Annotated in this window: 15 protein-coding genes; 4 read left to right on the top strand and 11 right to left on the bottom strand. The window is 69.6% G+C overall.

Annotated features, from left to right (window positions below):
• Positions 1 to 6 precede the first annotated feature (6 nt).
• Positions 7 to 720, top strand: a complete 714-nt coding sequence (locus ACFY0T_RS36145; RefSeq protein ID WP_388880534.1) for a DUF2993 domain-containing protein — start codon at positions 7 to 9, stop codon at positions 718 to 720.
• Here ACFY0T_RS36145 and ACFY0T_RS36140 read toward each other — a convergent pair.
• The 7 genes from ACFY0T_RS36140 to ACFY0T_RS36110 form a co-directional block, all read right to left on the bottom strand.
• The gene (locus tag ACFY0T_RS36140; protein WP_388880531.1) at positions 668 to 1,579 is read right to left on the bottom strand and encodes a hypothetical protein; all 912 of its coding nucleotides are present in this window, start codon (positions 1,577 to 1,579) and stop codon (positions 668 to 670) included. The two genes, ACFY0T_RS36145 and ACFY0T_RS36140, sit on opposite strands and share 53 nt — an antisense overlap.
• Positions 1,580 to 1,827: 248 nt before the next feature.
• Complete coding sequence (locus tag ACFY0T_RS36135) at positions 1,828 to 3,633, bottom strand: RICIN domain-containing protein (protein ID WP_388880528.1); 1,806 nt, start codon at positions 3,631 to 3,633, stop codon at positions 1,828 to 1,830.
• A gap of 45 nt (positions 3,634 to 3,678) precedes the next feature.
• Positions 3,679 to 5,814 carry a beta-galactosidase gene (locus tag ACFY0T_RS36130; protein ID WP_388880525.1) on the bottom strand — a complete coding sequence of 712 codons (2,136 nt, stop codon included), beginning with the start codon at positions 5,812 to 5,814 and terminating at the stop codon, positions 3,679 to 3,681.
• A gap of 45 nt (positions 5,815 to 5,859) precedes the next feature.
• Positions 5,860 to 6,789 carry a carbohydrate ABC transporter permease gene (locus ACFY0T_RS36125; protein ID WP_388880522.1) on the bottom strand — a complete coding sequence of 310 codons (930 nt, stop codon included), beginning with the start codon at positions 6,787 to 6,789 and terminating at the stop codon, positions 5,860 to 5,862.
• Entirely contained in the window at positions 6,786 to 7,721 is a 936-nt protein-coding gene (locus ACFY0T_RS36120; protein ID WP_388880519.1) for a carbohydrate ABC transporter permease, read from the bottom strand. Before ACFY0T_RS36120 ends, ACFY0T_RS36125 begins: the two co-directional genes overlap by 4 nt.
• 1 nt (position 7,722) lies before the next feature.
• Positions 7,723 to 9,114, bottom strand: coding sequence for an ABC transporter substrate-binding protein (locus ACFY0T_RS36115; protein ID WP_388880516.1), 1,392 nt, complete (start codon positions 9,112 to 9,114; stop codon positions 7,723 to 7,725).
• A 369-nt stretch (positions 9,115 to 9,483) separates the two neighbouring features.
• Entirely contained in the window at positions 9,484 to 10,623 is a 1,140-nt protein-coding gene (locus ACFY0T_RS36110) for a LacI family DNA-binding transcriptional regulator (RefSeq protein ID WP_388880513.1), read from the bottom strand.
• Positions 10,624 to 11,074: 451 nt separating this feature from the next.
• On the opposite strand from ACFY0T_RS36110, the gene ACFY0T_RS36105 reads away from it, so the two are divergent.
• The gene (locus ACFY0T_RS36105) at positions 11,075 to 11,461 is read left to right on the top strand and encodes a nuclear transport factor 2 family protein (RefSeq protein ID WP_388880510.1); all 387 of its coding nucleotides are present in this window, start codon (positions 11,075 to 11,077) and stop codon (positions 11,459 to 11,461) included.
• Positions 11,462 to 11,483: 22 nt separating this feature from the next.
• Entirely contained in the window at positions 11,484 to 12,557 is a 1,074-nt protein-coding gene (locus ACFY0T_RS36100; protein WP_388880507.1) for an NAD(+)/NADH kinase, read from the top strand.
• A gap of 478 nt (positions 12,558 to 13,035) precedes the next feature.
• Here the strand turns inward: ACFY0T_RS36100 and ACFY0T_RS36095 are convergent, their stop codons facing one another.
• Genes ACFY0T_RS36095 through ACFY0T_RS36085 form a run of 3 tightly spaced genes read right to left on the bottom strand, consistent with a single transcriptional unit; the run spans position 13,036 to position 15,233 of the window.
• Positions 13,036 to 13,734 (bottom strand): PaaI family thioesterase, encoded by a 699-nt coding sequence (locus tag ACFY0T_RS36095; protein ID WP_388880504.1) that lies wholly within the window; start codon positions 13,732 to 13,734, stop codon positions 13,036 to 13,038.
• A 40-nt stretch (positions 13,735 to 13,774) separates the two neighbouring features.
• Positions 13,775 to 14,803, bottom strand: coding sequence for a zinc-binding dehydrogenase (locus ACFY0T_RS36090; RefSeq protein ID WP_388880502.1), 1,029 nt, complete (start codon positions 14,801 to 14,803; stop codon positions 13,775 to 13,777).
• Positions 14,796 to 15,233, bottom strand: a complete 438-nt coding sequence (locus ACFY0T_RS36085; RefSeq protein WP_388880500.1) for a 4-oxalocrotonate tautomerase family protein — start codon at positions 15,231 to 15,233, stop codon at positions 14,796 to 14,798. Before ACFY0T_RS36085 ends, ACFY0T_RS36090 begins: the two co-directional genes overlap by 8 nt.
• 81 nt (positions 15,234 to 15,314) lie before the next feature.
• On the opposite strand from ACFY0T_RS36085, the gene ACFY0T_RS36080 reads away from it, so the two are divergent.
• The gene (locus tag ACFY0T_RS36080) at positions 15,315 to 15,899 is read left to right on the top strand and encodes a TetR/AcrR family transcriptional regulator (RefSeq protein WP_388880497.1); all 585 of its coding nucleotides are present in this window, start codon (positions 15,315 to 15,317) and stop codon (positions 15,897 to 15,899) included.
• 471 nt (positions 15,900 to 16,370) lie between these two features.
• On the opposite strand, the gene ACFY0T_RS36075 is transcribed toward ACFY0T_RS36080, so the two are convergent.
• Positions 16,371 to 16,859 carry an Lrp/AsnC family transcriptional regulator gene (locus ACFY0T_RS36075; protein ID WP_388880494.1) on the bottom strand — a complete coding sequence of 163 codons (489 nt, stop codon included), beginning with the start codon at positions 16,857 to 16,859 and terminating at the stop codon, positions 16,371 to 16,373.
• Positions 16,860 to 16,867 lie beyond the last annotated feature (8 nt).

The raw sequence follows: 16,867 nt of genomic DNA, 5'->3' as shown, positions 1-16,867 counted from the left end.
TTCGGCGTGGGACGTCGATGGGTGAAGGTGCTGGCGATCACCGTAGTGGTGCTGGCCGTGCTGTTCACGGTGATCGACCGCGTGGCCGTGCACTACGCGGACAAGGAGGCCGCGCAGCTCGCGAAGGAGAAGTACGGCTATGAGAACACCACCGACGGCTATCTGGACGTGGGGATCGAGGGCTTCCCGTTCCTGACCCAGGCGGCCGGCGGTGACTTCGGCCATGTCACGCTGACCGCGGGGAAGTTCTACGTCGACACCACGACCAATGCGCAGGGCGGCTATCTGCACATCGACCGTCTGCGCCTCGACCTGCGTGATGTGAAGGTGGGATCGCTGACGGCGCGCAGCGCGGAGGCGAACCTCGCGACCGGGACGCTGACCCTCTCGTACAAGGAGCTGTCCGGCGTGGTGACGCGGCTTGCGGGCGACGGTGGCCCGCTCCAGGTGTCCCAGGCCCCGGGATCGAGTGGCCAGGCAGCGCGCGTCAAGGTCTCCGGCACGGTCGGCGGGACGCCGTTGAACAGCACCGGAACGTTGCTGGCGCAGGGCAGCGAACTCTCCTTGACCGTGCCCGGTGCCGAACGGGCCAGCACGGTGTGGCGCGTGAGCCTCCCGGCGGGTGTCGGCTTCACCGCGGCGCGCGCCACCGCGCAAGGCGTCGAGATCAGCCTTGCCGGTCACCAGGTGACTCTCGGCTCCTCGCGCTATGGCGGGTAAGGCAGCTGGCCTGAAGCCTGATCAATGGCCGAGGTGCGCCACTGACTTCGGTCGATGGGGCGTGCCGAGGGAGCGCGTCCGTCGCAGTTGCGGCGGCGGGGGCCGCCCGCTTGTCCTCCGCGGCAGCGGACCCTGCCGCATCGTCCACGCGGCAGGAGCCGTGTCGGCCACGGTGCTGGTGGTACAGGCCCAGGATGATCGTGGCGCCCACCGCGATCAGGTGCTCGCGGCCGGCGAGATTGGGCGCGGCGATCGACTCCCACACCATCGACCCACCGGTGAGCGTGAACACCACCGGAGCACGCCGGACGACCGACAGGTAGGTGAACAGACCCACCACCGCGGCGGACGGCCCGGTGTCGAGCACCTGTCCCGTCTCGGGCGGCAGCCCGAGGCCCCACCAGCCCGGGCCGAGCGCGATCATCACCCGCACGGCGAGGGTCCCGGCCAGCGTGGTGCCGTACGCGATGGCCAGCGTCCGGGCACGGCCGAGCGCGAGTTCGGCCAGGGCGAAGGCAAGGAAGAGCTGGGTGATGCCCGCCCACACCGGCAGATCGAGGGCGGGGACGTACAGCGACACCGGAGTGCGCAGCAGGGCCAGCCAAAGCGGCAGGTCGGCGTTGACGCCGCCGAGCCGCCACACCACCACCGCGCCGGCCGGGCGCTGCGCGAGGTCGTGGAAGAAGATGACACCGAACGCGGCCACGAACGCCAACGAAAGGCCCGACAGCCCACGCCGCCGGAGCTGCCGCACGGGCAACACCACCATGCCGTGCCACTCGCCTCGCAGCGTACGCCGTACGAACAACGCCGCGCGGAGCACCGAGAGCAGCGGCTGCCGACGCTCACCGTCCCTCACAGCTCCGCCCCCTGAAGCAACAATCCCCCGCCCCTTCCGGCCGCCCTCGTAAAGACCGCGGCGAAGGCGCCAGGGTTGACCTGCGGACGGAGCGAGCGTGACTGGCTGCCGGTGCATCGCGTGGTTGTCGGCTACGTAGCCCGATGCCGGTCAGACCCGCGCCTGCTCACCGGACGAGTCCCGCCGACTCGTGGGGCACCATCTCCTGCCGACCGCTGGTCCTTCGGCAGGTCCCCGGAGGTGGGCGTTTACTGGACGAGCTCCCACTCCTGCGAGCCGTCCGCGATCGCGTTCTGCAAGGTGAGCGGTGCCCCGTCGGACGCGCCGGTCAGGTAGAGGTTCGTGTTCTTGACTGCCTGCAGTTTGTAGAAGCCGTCGTTGGTCTTGATGAGGTTCCAGCTGCCGGTGGCGCTGTTGTCGACCCACTGGCCGATCCGCTGGCCGACCGTCGCGTTGCCGGTCCAGATGGCTGCTGCGCGGCCGCCCGACTTGTTCAGCAGCGTCACGGCGCCCTGCGGCTCGGTCTCCATGTGCCAGTACTGGGTGTCCATGTTCGTCGCCGAGCCGGGGTCCTCCAGGACGACGTCAGGGACGTCGCCGTTACCGATGTTCGCGTCGTTGGTCCTGCTCCCGGTGCCGATCACCTGGTCGGTCTTCCGGTTCACCAGCTGGTAGTACGCGCCGGCCGAGTGACCGAGGTCGACCTCGGCGTAGGCGAGCGTCGATGTGCCCTGGTTGCGGAGTATCGCGATGCGGCCGGTGCCCTCCACGTACTGCAGGTTGCGGCTGTAGCCGGACCCCAGGGTCGTCTGGTATTCCTTCCAGACACCGTCGCTGCGTCCGCTCTCGTTGACCCAGACATTGCCGCTGCCTGCGGCGTTGTACACCAGGCGCCCACCGGGAAGCCTGATGATCACCGGACTGCCGCCGGTCGCGAGAGCGTGGGAGCCGGCGTCGACCGGCAGTGAGGTGACGCCCTCGCCGGTGGGGGAGCCGCGGTAGAACTCCAACGGGTTGTCGGCGATCCGGTACCTGGTGTTGGCTCCGCCGCCCCAGTACTCGTAGGTGAGCAGCCACTTGCCGTCGGTCGTCCGGACGACGTTCGTCATGCCCGGACGCCCGCCGCCGATCTCGGTCTTGCCGCCTCCCATGTCCTGGGTCAGTCCCGCGAGGTCGACGACGGGAGCGCTCCACGTCGCGCTGCGGCCGTCCCAGGTCTTGTGGACGAGGATCTGGCCGAGCGAATCCTTGGCGGTGTCGTTCGCGGGGTCCAACGTCGGGACGCCGGTGGCCGGATCGAAGCCGGTGTAGTCGTTCTCGTCGGAGTAGTAGACGACGAGCCTGCCCTTGTAGACCATCAGGTACGGCTCCCACAGCGGATCCGCCTGCTTGTTCGTGTTCGCGCCCGCGATGTTCTGGCCGAGCGCGCCCGCGCTGCCGCCCTGCCAGCCACCGGTCGCGATGACGTTGACGACCTTCCAGGTCACGCCGTCGTCGGTGCTGGAGTACAGGGCGATCGCCAGGTCCTTGCGGTCTCCGTCGTTGGCCGGCGTCCAGCTCGGGTCGGCTGCCTTGTGCTCGCGGTAGTAGTAGTCGTCGCCGGACACGACGCTCGCGAGGAGCAGCGTGCCCTGCTTGAGGTTTCCGACGTCCTGCGGAAGCGCGTAGAGGTACGGGTTCGTCCAGTTGCTCGTGTACTTCGCGTACTTGGGGTCGCTGGAGAGGTACGCCGGAGCCTTGACCTCGGACAGCGGCTGCCACGTCGTTCCGTGGTCGTCGCTCTTGTACACGGGGAGCGTCTGTCTGTCGGCGCTTCCCGTCTCCGGTACGACAGTTGACTTCTCGAACGATGCGACCAGACGTCCGCTCGGCAGCTGCGCGGACTTCGGATAGATCGCGCAGTTGCCCCGCCCTTTCAGGCACGGCTCGTTTCCGAGCTGGTAGAGGATCCCGCCCGTCGGGTTGTACGCCTGCGCACTGGTCATGGGGATCGCCAGCATCGCTGATGCCGCGGCGAAGGTTCCCAGTGCGTGTCCCAGCCTTCTTCTCTGCATAGCCCCTCCTCGGGGTTGACCACGGTGATGTTCACCAGGGTTGGATCAGGAGACGAACACGCGTACGTCCCAGGCGCCGAGGTCCAGCGCCGTGCCCGTGGGGACGGACGTGCCGTTCAGGGCGTCGGAGAGGTCCACCGGTGCGGGGACGCTCGCGGGTTCCCAGCTCCAGTTGTGGACGATGTGGATGCGGCGCCCGTCGGGGGAGGTGCCGGTCGTCGCGGTGACGGACGCCGGGAGGTCCCGCCAGGCGCTGCGGGGGGCGGGTGCCAGCCAGGCAGCCAGTACCCGGGCGAGGTCGCGGCCGGGGACGGTGCCGACGCAGGTGACGCGGCCCGCGCCGTGGCGGCGGGTGGTGACCGCGGGCCAGCGGCCGAAGTGCGGGTGGTCGTACGCGGCGAGTACGTCGGCGTCGGTGACGGTCAGACCGTCCGCCCAGCGCGTCGCCGTCGCGTTCTGCGGCAGTTTCAGCGGGCTGTCCGGCGCGGTGCGCAGCGGGATGTCACGTACGAGGTTGCTGAACTCGTCGTACTGGACGCCCGCCGCTTCCACCAGCCGCCCGGGCGCCGGCTCGTGCCGGGCCCTGGCCCCGTGGTCGGCGTAGCCGGTGCGCGGGCCGAGAACCAGGTGGCCCCCCGCTTCCGCGTAGGCCGCGAGCCAGTCGAGCGTCGAGTCGGCGGCGATGTACAACGCCGGGACGACGAGGACGGGGTGGCGGCGGACGGCCTCCTCGGGGGTCAGGCCCTCCCGTTCGTCGCGCGGGTCGTGCAGCTGGCGGGCGTGGACGATGCGGACCTGGCGGCCGGCGTCGAAGGCGCCTCGGTAGAAGGGATCGAAGATGCCGTGGTAGGCCGCCGGGTCCGGCTCGCCGTCCGGCTTGGCCAGCGGCGGGTACTTCTGCATGAGCCACTTGCTCGGCGTCGAGTAGACCATCGTGATGTCGGCGTCCGGCTCGAGTCCCGCGACGAGGGGGCCCGCCTTCTCGAAATCGGCTCCGAGACGGGCGAGTTCGGCGTACGTGCGACCGGGCCGACCGGTGTGGGGCAGGATGCCGCCCCAGTAGGTCTCCGCGCCGAAGTGCAACGTGTGCCAGTGCCAGTACTCGATCATGCGGGCCCCGCGCGCGACGAGCGCCCAAGCGGCCTGCCGCCACTGCCCGTCGTAGGCGGGACGGTTGTGCCACGGCTCGCCGATGGAACCGGCGTTGGTCTCGGTGACCAGGAACGGCTCCTGGCGCGAGGAGAACATCCAGTCGGCGGTCTGGTACAGCGCCCAGACGCCGGTGGTCCGCCACTTCTGCTCGTGGTCGTCGGGTGTGGGTTCGGGGAGAAGGAGGCCGTCCTGCATGTCGTAGTACGGGTTGCCGGAGGCGATGTCGAGGCGGTCGGTCAGCTCGTCGTCCTCCACCGCGGGGCGGGTGTAGGAGATGCAGGTGGTGACGAACTGCTCGGGGCCCGCGTACTCACGGACGATGTCGGCCTGCCAGCCGATGAACTCGGTGACCTGACGGGCCTGGAACTCCCGCCACGCGACGTCGTACTGCGGCTGGACGTTGCCGTCCGGCGTCCACAGGTCCGCCCACGTCGACAGCCGGTGCGACCAGTACACCAGGCCCCACTCGCGGTTGAGGGTCTCGACGTCGCCGTACGTGGCGCGCAGGTGGTCGACGAAGCGCTGGAACACGCCGTGGTTGTGGAGCAGTTCGTTGCCCGGTTCGTTGTCGACCTGGAAGCCGATGACCGCCGGGCGCTCGGCGTACCGTGCGACGATCTTGCGGATGACCCGCTCGGCGTGGAAGCGGAAGGCGGGGTGGGTGAAGTCGACCTCCTGGCGGGCGCCCCAGCCGATGCGCTCACCGGTGTGCCGCTCGCCCGTGATCTCCGGGTACTGGCGGGCCAGCCACGGCGGCACCGCGTACGTCGGCGTCCCGAGGACGACGGAGATGCCGCGCTCGTGGGCGCCGTCCAGCACCGGCTGCAGCCAGTCGAGGTCGAACCGTCCGTTCTCCGGCTCCCAGGTCGACCAGACCGACTCGCCGACCCGGATGACGCTGACATGGGCGTCGGCCATGAGGTCGAGGTCGGTCTTGAGGCGTTCGTCGGGGCGGTCGGTGCCGTAGGGGGGCCGGTACTCGTGGTAGTACGCGGCGCCGAAGAGGACGCGGGCAGGCAGAGCCGCCATGAAGGGAACCTCCGAAGACAGGGAGTGATACGAGGGCTGCGTGTCCTACTGCTTGACGCCGCCGGTGGCCAGGCCGCTCTGCCAGTACCGCTGGAGCAGGAGGAAGGCCACGACGAGGGGAAGGATCGAGATCAGGGAGCCGGTCACGACGAGCGCGAGCATGTCGCTGCTGGCGCCGGCGCCGCCGTTCTGCGCCTGCGCGGCCCAGGAGGAGAGGCCGACCGTGATGGGGTACAGGTCCGGGTCGTTGAGCATGATCAGCGGCAGGAAGTAGTTGTTCCAGGTCGCCACGAGGGTGAACAGCAGGACCGTCACCAGGCCGGGGCCCAGCAGCCTGAGCGCGATCCGGAAGAAGATCCGGGCCTCGCCGGCGCCGTCGATACGGGCGGCCTCCAGGATGCTGTCCGGGACGGCGTCCTGTGCGTAGATGCGCATGAGGTAGAGGCCAAACGGGTTGACGAGGGAGGGCAGGATGATGGCCCAAGGGGTGTTGACCAGACCCGCCTTGGCGAAGAGCAGGTAGGTCGGGATCGCCAACGCGGTGGTCGGGACCATGACGGCGCCGAGGACCAGATTGAAGGCGGCCCGGTCGCCGCGGAAGCGGAACTTGGCGAACCCGTAGCCGCCGGCCGCCGCGAGCAGCGCGGCCCCGAGCGCGCTGACGACGGCGTACATCAGCGTGTTGAGCAGCCAGCGCACGAAGACCCCGTCGTCCTGGGTGAAGGTCTCCCTCACGTTCGCCAGCAGCTGCGGGGCGTGCGAGAACCACAGGCCGAAGCTGTTGAACAGGTCCTGGGTGTTCTTGGTCGAGGCGATCAGCAGCCAGAACAGAGGGAGGAGGAAGTAGGCCAGGGCGGCCAGCATGGCGATGGTGAGGGGGGTACTGCGGCGGGCCGGGCGCCTTTTGGAAGGAGCGGTGTGCACCGGCTTCGCCGCCGTCGGTGCCACCGGCGGCGCCGGGGTTGTCGTCGTCACGGGGTCCTCCTGCGGTTCGCGGTGAGCAGGACGGCGTAGGAGGCGATCACGATGACGAGGCCGAGGAGGAAGGACACCGTGGCCGCGTAGTTGACCTGCTGGCCGGTGAAGGCAAGGGAGTAGGCGTAGAGGTTGGCGGTGTAGGAGCTGCTGATGACGTCCGGGGCGATCTTCATCAGCAGGCTCGGCTCGTTGAACAGCTGGAAGCTGCCGATGACGGAGAACAGCAGGGTGAGCAGGAGCGCCGGCAGGAGCGCCGGCAGCTTGATCGACCAGGCGATTCGCCAGGCGCCGGCGCCGTCCACCGCGGCCGCCTCGTACAGCTCCTGGGGGATGGTGCGCAGGGCGGCGTACAGGATGATCATGTTGTAGCCGACGAACTCCCAGGTCACGATGTTGGCCAGGCTGCCGAGCATCCAGCCGTCGCTGAGGAAGTGGGGGACCGGCAGGTCCAGCTTCCGGCTCAGCTGGGCGAACGGGCCGAAGTCCGGCCCGTACAGATAGCCCCACATGAGCGCGGCGACCACGCTCGGCACGGCGTACGGGACGAAGATGCCCAGCCGGATCACGCGCGCGAGCCGCAGCAGCCCGCTGTCGAGCGCGAGGGCGAACAGCAGCGCCAGCAGCAGCATCACAGGGACCTGGATCACGAAGAACAGCGCGACCCGTCCGACGCCGTGGAGGAGTTGGGGGTCGCCCAGGGCCTGCACGTAGTTGTCGAGCCCGACGAAGACCGTCCCGCCGACCAGGCGTTCCTGGAACAGGCTGAGGTAGGCGGCGTAGCCGAGCGGGGCGAGGAAGAGCAGGAGGAACAGCACCAGAAAGGGGGCGACGAAGAGCGGCCCGGCCGTACGGCGCTTCCTCCTGACGCGGGCCGCGGTGGATGGGGGTGCCCCCTGTTCGAGCGCAGCCGAGTACTTGGGGGAGGCCATCTCAGCCCCCCTTGACGGTGAAGCCCTGGTTCTTGGCGTACGTGGTCAGCCGCGTCTGCCAGGTGCCCAGCGCGCGGACCGTGTCGGTCTTGTCGGCGAGGGACTTGCCGACCGTCTCGGTCCAGTCGGTCGCCGCCTGGTCGAGGAACGGCGGCCATGGGAAGGAGGAGTTGACCGTGGAGCTGATGTGGGCGAAGACCTGGTTGACCTTCTGTCCGCCGTAGAAGGGCGGGGCGTCCGAGACGAACTCCGCGTCCGTGAGCAGCGCCTTGGTGGCCGGGAAGAAGAACTGCTCGGTGGCGAACATCTTTGCGCTGGCCGGGTCGCTGTTGAGGAACTGCGCGAACACCGCTGCCGCGATGGGGTTCTTGGTCGAGCGGATGACCGCGGTGGTCGAGCCGCCCCAGTTGCCCGAGCTCGGCTTGGCCGCGTCCCACTGCGGCAGCGGGGCCGCCCGCCACTTGCCGGCGGTGGACTTGGCCGATCCGGAGAGGAAGGCCGGTCCCCAGGCCGCGGTGAGCCAGGTGGCGTACTTGCCCTTGTTGAACCCGGCGTACCAGGCGTCGGCGAAGTCCGGATCGGCGCTGATGACCCCTTCCTTCGCGAGCCCGCCCCAGTACTCGCCGAGCTTCTTGGAGACCGCGTCGTCGACGCTGATGGAGAGGGTGCTCTTGCCGGACGTCGTGTACGGCTTGGCGCCCGCCTGCCACAGCAGGCCGTGCCACGCGGCGGGTTCGTTCGCCGCGAGGTTGGTCAGGTAGACGTCCGGGTCGGCCCGGTGGAGTGTGAGTGCTGCGGCGGCGAACTCGTCCCAGGTCTCGGGGACTTGGATGCCGTGCTTGTCGAATATGTCCTTGCGGTACAGCATGCCCATCGGGCCGGTGTCCTGCGGTATCGCCCAGACCTCGCCCCGGGGGCCGCTGACCTGGCCCCAAGTCCAGTCGACGAACTGACCTTTGAGCCCCGAGGCGCCGTACGGCCGCAGGTCCAGCAGGCTGTTGGTGATCGTGAACGTCGGGATGGCCTGGTACTCGATCTGCACCATGTCCGGAGCACCGCTGCCGGCCTTCAGGGCGGTGCGCAGCTTCGTGTAGTGCGTGACGCCCTGGCCGGCGTTGACGACCTTGACCTTGATGGCCGGGTACTTCTTCTCGAAGAGGGCGACCTCCTTGTCGATGTTCGGGACCCAGGTCCAGAAGGTCAGCTCGGTGGGCGTCTTCATCGCCTTGTCGATGTCGGCCTGGCTGACCGGCTTGGCGGAGGCGGAGGAACCGCCGGAGTCACCGCCGCCGCACGCTGTGAGAGCGGCGCCCAGCGACAGGGCTCCCGTCGCGGTGAGGAACAGCCGACGGCTCATCGGAGAAGGGCTGGATACGGACGTGGATGTGGGCATGGTGAACTCCCGCCGATGGCGTAGGTGACGGCACGCCTGGCGAGGGCGTGCGGTGGCGTGGTGGAGGCAAGGCGCGGACGTGACGACCGGGGCTTGAACGCCGACGCGGTCTGGTGCACGTCCTCGTGGACGGGGACCGGCGTGCGTTCCACGTGCTGCGCGGGTGAAGGCCGCGGCCGGGGGAGAGAAGGGGGGAGCGGAAGCAGATTCAGAAACCTGACTCAGGTCCCGCTGCGTTCAGAAGCGGCCTGCGTCGCCCGTGCGACGGGGGTCGTCCGGAAGGGCGCGGGCGCGACCGGTACAGCGGCTGGTCTTGGGGGCACACGCCCGGCCGTGAAGTGTGTTGCCCGGGCCGACCGGTGGTGCGCATTACGGGGTGGACGGGCCTCCGTTCGGGAGCGGTGGATGGTGCGTGCCCCCGCGGGCACGGGAGGCGGTACGCCGTCCGCGGGCCGGGGTCGTCCGGCTCGGCGGTGGCGCGGTCGAGGTGCGGATGATGAGGTCGACCGGTGGGTCGCTCGACGGCAGGGGGTCCGCATCCGGGTTCTCGATGGTGTGCACCAGACGCTTGAGCCCCTCCTGCGCCACGGCGTCGAAGGGCTGCCGCACCGTGGTCAGAGGAGGCGTCACGTAGGCGGCGACCGGAATGTCGTCGAAGCCGACGACGCTGACGTCCTCCGGTACACGCCGTCCGGCCTCCGTCAGCGCTCGGATCAGGCCGATTGCCATGTCGTCGTTGGCGGCGAAGACCGCGGTGACGTCACGGTCCTCGGCCAGTTCGCGTCCCGCCCGGTACCCGGACGCGGCCGACCAGTCGCCCTCGACTACCGGAGGTACGTCCCTGCCCTGCGCGGTCAGCGTCGTTCGCCAACCCTCCAGACGGTCCCGGGCGGCGTACCATCGCTGCGGGCCAGCCAGGTGATGGACCGTCACATGGCCTAGGCCCAGCAGGTGTTCGGTGGCCGTGCGGGCCATCAGGTCGGCACCGCCCCCCGCGGTCAGCACCGTGGGTGCGGTGACAGGCGAGGGCGCACCGAGGACGAGGACCGGCACGTCGGCGCGGAGGGCAACCTGTCCGTCGCCTCCCTCCTCGTCGATCGGTTCGGAGATGACGATGCCGTCCACGCCCTGGTCGAGGAGCGAGTCCACGGCACCGGCGATGCCCGCCGGATCGCCTTCCATCGTGTTGACCACGCGCAGCGCGTATCCCGTGTCCCGGACGACCCGCTCCACGCCCATGAGCAGCGAGGCGGGTCCGTACAGGGCTGTGCCGAGCGTGACGACGCCGATCGAGCGAGTCCGCCCGGATGCCAGCGCCCGGGCGGCGTTGTTGAGCCGGTAGCCGAGCTGTTCCGCGGCTTCGAGGACGCGTCGGCGCACGTCGGCGGAGACATACGGCTCGTCGTTGAAGACTCTTGACACCGTCTTCTGCGAGACCCCGGCCAAGCGGGCCACGTCCACGCTGCGCGGCGTGGCCGAGGTCCGGCCCGGTCCTGTCTCTCGCGTCATGGTGTCTCCAGATCGCCGCGCGGTTGAGCCCGATGATGCCAGACTCCTCCTGACTGACTACGCAGTCATGTCTACGCAGTCATAAGAAGGCCGTCAAGAGTTCGGAACACATCCGTGACGCGAAACAGAGGGCGCCGAAGGGCACGCGGTCCGGGGACCCGCGTCCGCGCTGTTGTCGTCGGCAGGGAACTTGCTCCCCCCGATGGGGGGCCGCCGTCTACCAGCCCGGTACCTGGGGCCCCACCGAAGCCGACCGCCTGGTCACCGACGGCCGCAGGTTCCCGCTGGAGAATGCGGAGCCGAGTCGATGAGGCGATCCTACGAGTGGGGGCTGGCGGCCGGGCTGGCCCTGACTGTGCCGGCGGTCTCGTGCACCACGTCGTCCAGATCCACGTCATCACCATCCACGTTCGCGGCCCCGGACAGGACCACAGCAACGACAGGAGCCACCGTGCAGCCATCAACCGGCCAGAAGAGCGCCCGCGAGGAGATCCTCGAAGCTCGCCGTGCCTATCCGCACGCGATGGACGAGGGCGACACCGAGGCGCTCGACGACATGCTCGACGACGGCTTCACCCTCACCCACATGACCGGCTACGTGCAGCCGAAGGCCGAGTGGCCGGCGCAGATGCGAGAGAGCCGGTTCGTCTACCACTCGATCGACGAGAAGAACACGACCCTCGACATCGAGAGCGACACGGCCCACCTCGCCATCCGGACCGTCACGGATGCGACGGTGTACGGCACCCGCGCGAACTGGCTGCTGGGACTGCCCACGGACTACGCGCGCAAAGGCGACACGTGGGGCACGGTCCGCCCCGCCGCCACGCCCTGGTGATCGAGATGCCTTGGAGGCGGAGATGACGGTGAACCGGCTCGGCCTGGTCGTGCACGGCGGACGCGCGGAGGCCGTGGAGGCGGCCCGTGTGGTCCGTGCGTGGTGCGAAGAGCACGCCGTGCGTTGCACGGACATCGATGTGTGGCACGACGGCGGACGGCGCAGTGCCGGGGAGGAGCTGGAGGCGGCGGGCGATCCCGATCTCGTCGTCACCCTGGGCGGGGACGGCACCTTCCTGCGCGGTGCCCGGCTGGCCGCGGAGAACGACGCCCTGGTCCTGGGCGTCGATCTGGGGCGGGTGGGTTTCCTGACAGAGGTGTCGGCCGCCCAGGTGCGTGTGGCCCTCGACGCGGTGCGCGAGGACCGGCTCAAGATCGACACCCGCATGCTGCTCGCCCTGCGGGCCTCCTGCCGACTGAAGGTGCCGGCGGGCATGGAGGAATGGGTGCGGTACGGCCGTGGGCCGCTCCTGCCGCCGCCCCAGGTGCGGCCCGACTGCGAGGTCGACGACGAGTGGGGCATCCCCCTGAACGTCACCGCGCTCAACGACGTCGTCCTGGAGAAGCTGGCCAGGGACCGTCAGGTGTCGGTCGGCGTGTACGTCTCCGGACGGCTCCTGGCGTCCTACTCCGCCGACGCGCTGCTGGTGGCCACCCCGACGGGCTCGACCGCCTACAGCTTCGCCGCCGGCGGACCCGTCGTCTCGCCGCGGGCCGAAGCCCTCATCTTCACGCCGGTCGCCCCACACATGGTATTCAACCGCTCGGTCGTCACGGCCCCCGACGAACCCATCGGCCTGCGCGTCCTCGAACGGTCGGGTCCGGCCGCGGTCAGTATCGACGGGCAATTGAGGGGTGTTCTGGACCCGGGAGACTGGATCGGCGTGTACGCCGCCCCGCGCCGGCTGCGGGCCGTACGGCTGGGGCCGATGGACTTCTACGGCCGCCTGCGTGAACGCATGAACCTGACCGATGCCCCGGCCGCGGTCGCCGACGGAACCCCCGCGCCGCTCTGGTCGGTGACCACACCGCCACCCGGAGACCTCGCCCATCTGGCGCTGCTGACGGTCCCGGACGGTCCCTCCCCCATTCTGTGACCGCCGTGGAGACCTGGGGGTCCTTGCCTTGCCCTACCCGCTGACAGAGCAGGGCACGGACTCTTGAGGCGCCTGCTGTCAGGGAGGGACAAGGACCTTGAGGGCCTCGTGGACGCACTACCTCTACACCGGCGACGCGAGCGCCGTCACCGGCGCCTACCCGGCGGTGCAGAAGTATCTGAACTTGTGGAGCCTGGACGGTGACGGCTTGGTAACCTGTCCGTTAACAGCGAAGATAGTCGGGTGCGAGGCGCTGACCTGCGCAGACTAACTTCGCTGTCAACACGGACTCGTGGCACTGGCCTTGCTTCGCTCCCCATGGCCTGCGATGACTGGATTGGAAGGCAAAGTCGGCTGCGGATTGGGTTCGCTGCTGTAGGTCCTCAATGGCGCGTCACGCGACGCGCTCCTGACCAGCGGCTCTTAGTCGACCTCGGCTGGTGTTGAGGTTCCTCGGCTTCTGGACTGGGTCTCTTCCTCACCGGGCAGTGGCCCACGTGGTGTTGTCGAGAGCCGGAAAGAGCGCACGGGCGGCCGCTGGGTCGGGGGTGACGAAAACGCCGTCCGCTTCCACCAGAATGGTGGAGGGATCTCCTTCTGTGGCGATCGCCCCGTTCACGCAGGTCTTGCGGCCGTCGGTTCCGGTGACGCGGGCGCTCACCCTCAAAGGGGTCTCCAGGGGAACCGGGCCCTGGTAGCGCATGTGCAGTGAGATGGTCATGCTCGGCCTTCCAGCGGCGGCGCATGCCCGGCCCAACAGTTCGTCGAGGAGCATGGCGCTGATGCCTCCGTGGCCGTAGCCGGGTGGCCCTTCGTGGGCGATGCCGAGAAGGCACTGTCCGGTGAGGCCGTCTTCGGCTGGGGTTACCAGCATGGGTGGCGCGAGCGGGCCGCCGGTGCCGGTGACAGGGCTGTACATCCGTACCCCGCCTGGGAATTCGTCGACCTCGGGGATGTCCGCAGGCTTGCGGCGGTGGCCGGTGAGTTGTCCGGTGAGGGCGCGGACGCCGTCTGTCAGGCGGTGCAGGGTTTCCGGGGAGGCTGCGGTGCGAACGGTGGCGTCGACGAGCAGTCGCAGTTCGTGGCCGAGTGCGGCGATCGCGTCCCGTTGGCGTGCGAGGTCCTTGGCTGCCGGATCGTGCGGGATGGTGTTCGGGGTGGTGAGGGGCGAGGTCATCAGGTGTCTCTGTGCGTGGTCGCGGATCGCGATGTGGTGGTCAGTGTGCAGTCGGGGGCGGGATGAGATCGCGGACGAAGACGGGCTTGAGGTGCTTCTCGGGTAGGGCCTCGGGGAGTTGTTCCCAGTCGAGGACGTGGGAGACGACGCGTTCGGGGGCGACGGTGCCGGAGGCGGCCAGGTCGAGGGCGTCGGGGAGGTGGGCGCGGACGTTGTCGCGGGCGATACGCAGGGTGACGCCGGTGAGGTACATGTCGAGGAGCGGCAGTTCGCCGGGGCGGAAGTGGTTGCCGGCCGATTCGCAGATGCCTTCCGGGGCAAGGGACTTGACGGCGAGAGCGAGCTGATCGACGCGACCGGTGGCCTCGACGGCGAGGTCGAAGCCGTGGCGGACCGGTTCGATCGCTTCGGCGGTGCGGGCGCCGAAGCCCGCGGCGAGCTTGCGATGTTCGGGGTTGGGGTCGACGTAGAGGACGTCGGAGGCGCCGACGGCGCGGGCGATGTCGCAGACGTACAGGCCGATACTTCCCCGGGCGACGACCAGCACCCGGGCGCCGGGGCGGGCTTTGAGGTGGGGTGCGACCAGGCGCCAGGACAGGGACCAGTTGTCGCTGGCCGAGGCCATCGCGACCGGATCGAGGCCGGCGGGCAGCGGGACCAGCATGGCGTCCGCGTACGGGACGTGGACCAGGTCGGAGAAGAGGCCGCCCCAACTCCCGCCGATCGGCGCGCCGTACATCGCCATGTGCGGCACGGAGGTGCAGTGGGCGGTGAGCCCGGTGCGGCAGTGGTCGCAGGTGCCGCAGTTGATGGACCAGGGCACAACCACCAGGTCGCCGGGCGCAACGGCCGTGACGGCGTCGCCGGTCTCGACGACCCGGGCCACGCACTCGTGGCCGAGAGCGAACGGCGGGTCGATGAAGCCGTGTCCGGCCAGGATCGCGGTGTCCACGTCGCAGGAGGTCGCGGCCACCGGGGCGACGATCGCCTCCCGGTCGGAGTGGAGTCGGGGATCGGGGGCCTCGCGCCATTCGACCGAGTTCCGGGCGACGTAGGTCAGTTCACGCATCGGCCCGCTCCCTGTCCTGCTGAGCCAGGGCGACCAGGTCGGCGTGGCGGATGACGGAGCCGCCCGCGCCCCAGGTGCCGTCCGGCTGCTCGTGCACATGCACCCACACCCGCAGCGCGTCGTCCGGGCCGAGGCCGGCGGCAGACAGCACCGTCTTCGTCGCCTCCTCGACCAGCCCGGCCTTGCGCCGCTCGGACAGCGCTCCCTGCGGCACCGTCACCTCCACCAGGAAGCGGGGAGCGTCGTCCTCGGCGGTCCGCTGGGCGCCTTCGGGCAGTTCGACGAGGTAGCTCCACGCCTGGGCGCGGAAGAAGGCGGTATCGGGCGCCCCCTCCCAGCACAGCAGCACGGTGGCGAGGTCGCGCTGGACGGTGGCGCGGCCCTCTTCGGTGAGGGCACCGGTGGGCACGGTCAACCGGATCATGGGCATGGCAGCTCCTATGACGCTCGTTATAGACCTCGATCACGGTAGACTATGACGATTGTTATAGCCAGAGGGGAGTGCTCAGAGATGGTCAAGAGCAGTGCGCCGTCGCGCGAGCGGATCGTGGCGGGTGCAGCCGACATGATCAGCCGGCGCGGGCTGAGCGCCACGAGCATCCGGGAGATGGCCAAGCACGCCAAGGCACCGCTCGGCTCGACGTACCACTACTTCCCCGAGGGCAAGCAGCAACTGGCCACGGAGGCCGTCCGGTTCACCGGAGAGTGGGTGGCCCGTAGCCTGCGCAAGGAGCTGGAAGCGGGCCCGGCCGCAGGACTGCGGGCGTTCCTCGCGCTGTGGCGGAAGATCGTCGTCGAGAGTGACTTCCACGCGGGCTGCCCGGTCCTGGCGGTGGCCATCGAGGAGCCTCCGGCCGATGAGATCCCGCCCGCCCTGGCGGCCGCGGCCGAGGTCTTCGAGCAGTGGGAGGACCTGCTGGTCGCCTCGCTTCGGGAGCACGGCGCCGGGGCCGAGCAGGCCACGCAGCTCGCGACGCTCATCGTCGCGGCCGTCGAGGGCACGGTGGCCATGTGCCGGGCCAAGCGCAGCACGGAGCCGCTCGACCGCACCGCCGCCCAGCTGCAGGCGCTCATCACCGCCGCGATCAAGGACTGAACGGGCCGGCGGTCGGCGCCTCGTTACGCTCAACCCTTCTTGGGTCCCATGCCTCGGCCGCCCCGTCGGACGGGGCTGCGATGGCTGAGCCGCCCGCGCGGCATGCTCCAGCCCGCGCATCCACCCTGCTCGACAAGGGTGGATGTACGGGCTCCCAGGTCACGGCCTTGGAGTCCTAGCTCAGACACCAGCCGCAAAGTAGCCGGGTGATCACGTGCTCACCGCCGTGGCGGCCTTCTCGTCATGCTCGGGCAGCATCCGCATGACTGTCGCGGGCGAGGGACCGCCAGGCGGTCCGGTGTTTCATGAGCGACCACCTATGAAACACGGTCTGCTGGTCGGACGGCTTGGCTATGTGCAGGACGGTGCCATTACGTACTTCAGTTGGCCGCTGCGGCGCTCGGCTTACTGATTCATCTTCGGGCCGGGGAATCGTGGTGTGCCTCAAGCGGATGAAGCCGGGTTGTCCGGTCATGCCCGCGGGGCGGGCCAGGAGGTGAGGGGTAGCGGGCCGCGGTCGATGACGGTGCGGATGCAGAAGGTGCTGCGGGCGTCGCGAACGGGACCGATGGCCAGGATCTGGTCGGTGAGCACCTTTTCGAAGGTGCGCAGGTCCGGCACGGCGAGTTCGACGAAGAAGTCGGCGTCGCCGGAGACCACGTGACAGGCGACCACGTGGTCGATCGCCTTCAGTGCCTCTTCGACCACCTGGGAGGTGGTGCGGGAGTGCTCGACCTTGAGGGAGAGGAACACCGTCAGCCCGAGGCCGAGGCGCTCGCGGTCCAGATCGGCCCGGTAGCCGGCTAGGACCCCGTCCTCCTCCAGCGCCTTGGTGCGGCGCAGGCAGGACGAGGGTGACAGGCGTACGGCCTCGGCGAGGTCGACGTTGGGGGTGCGTCCGTGGCGCTGGAGGTGGTCCAGGATCGCCCGGTCGATACGGTCGTACAGGGGTCGTGGCATGAAATGCA

The sequence above is a fragment of the Streptomyces sp. NPDC001530 genome (genome assembly GCF_042894545.1).
Lineage (GTDB): Bacteria > Actinomycetota > Actinomycetes > Streptomycetales > Streptomycetaceae > Streptomyces.
This window is presented reverse-complemented; position numbering and strand designations above follow the sequence as displayed.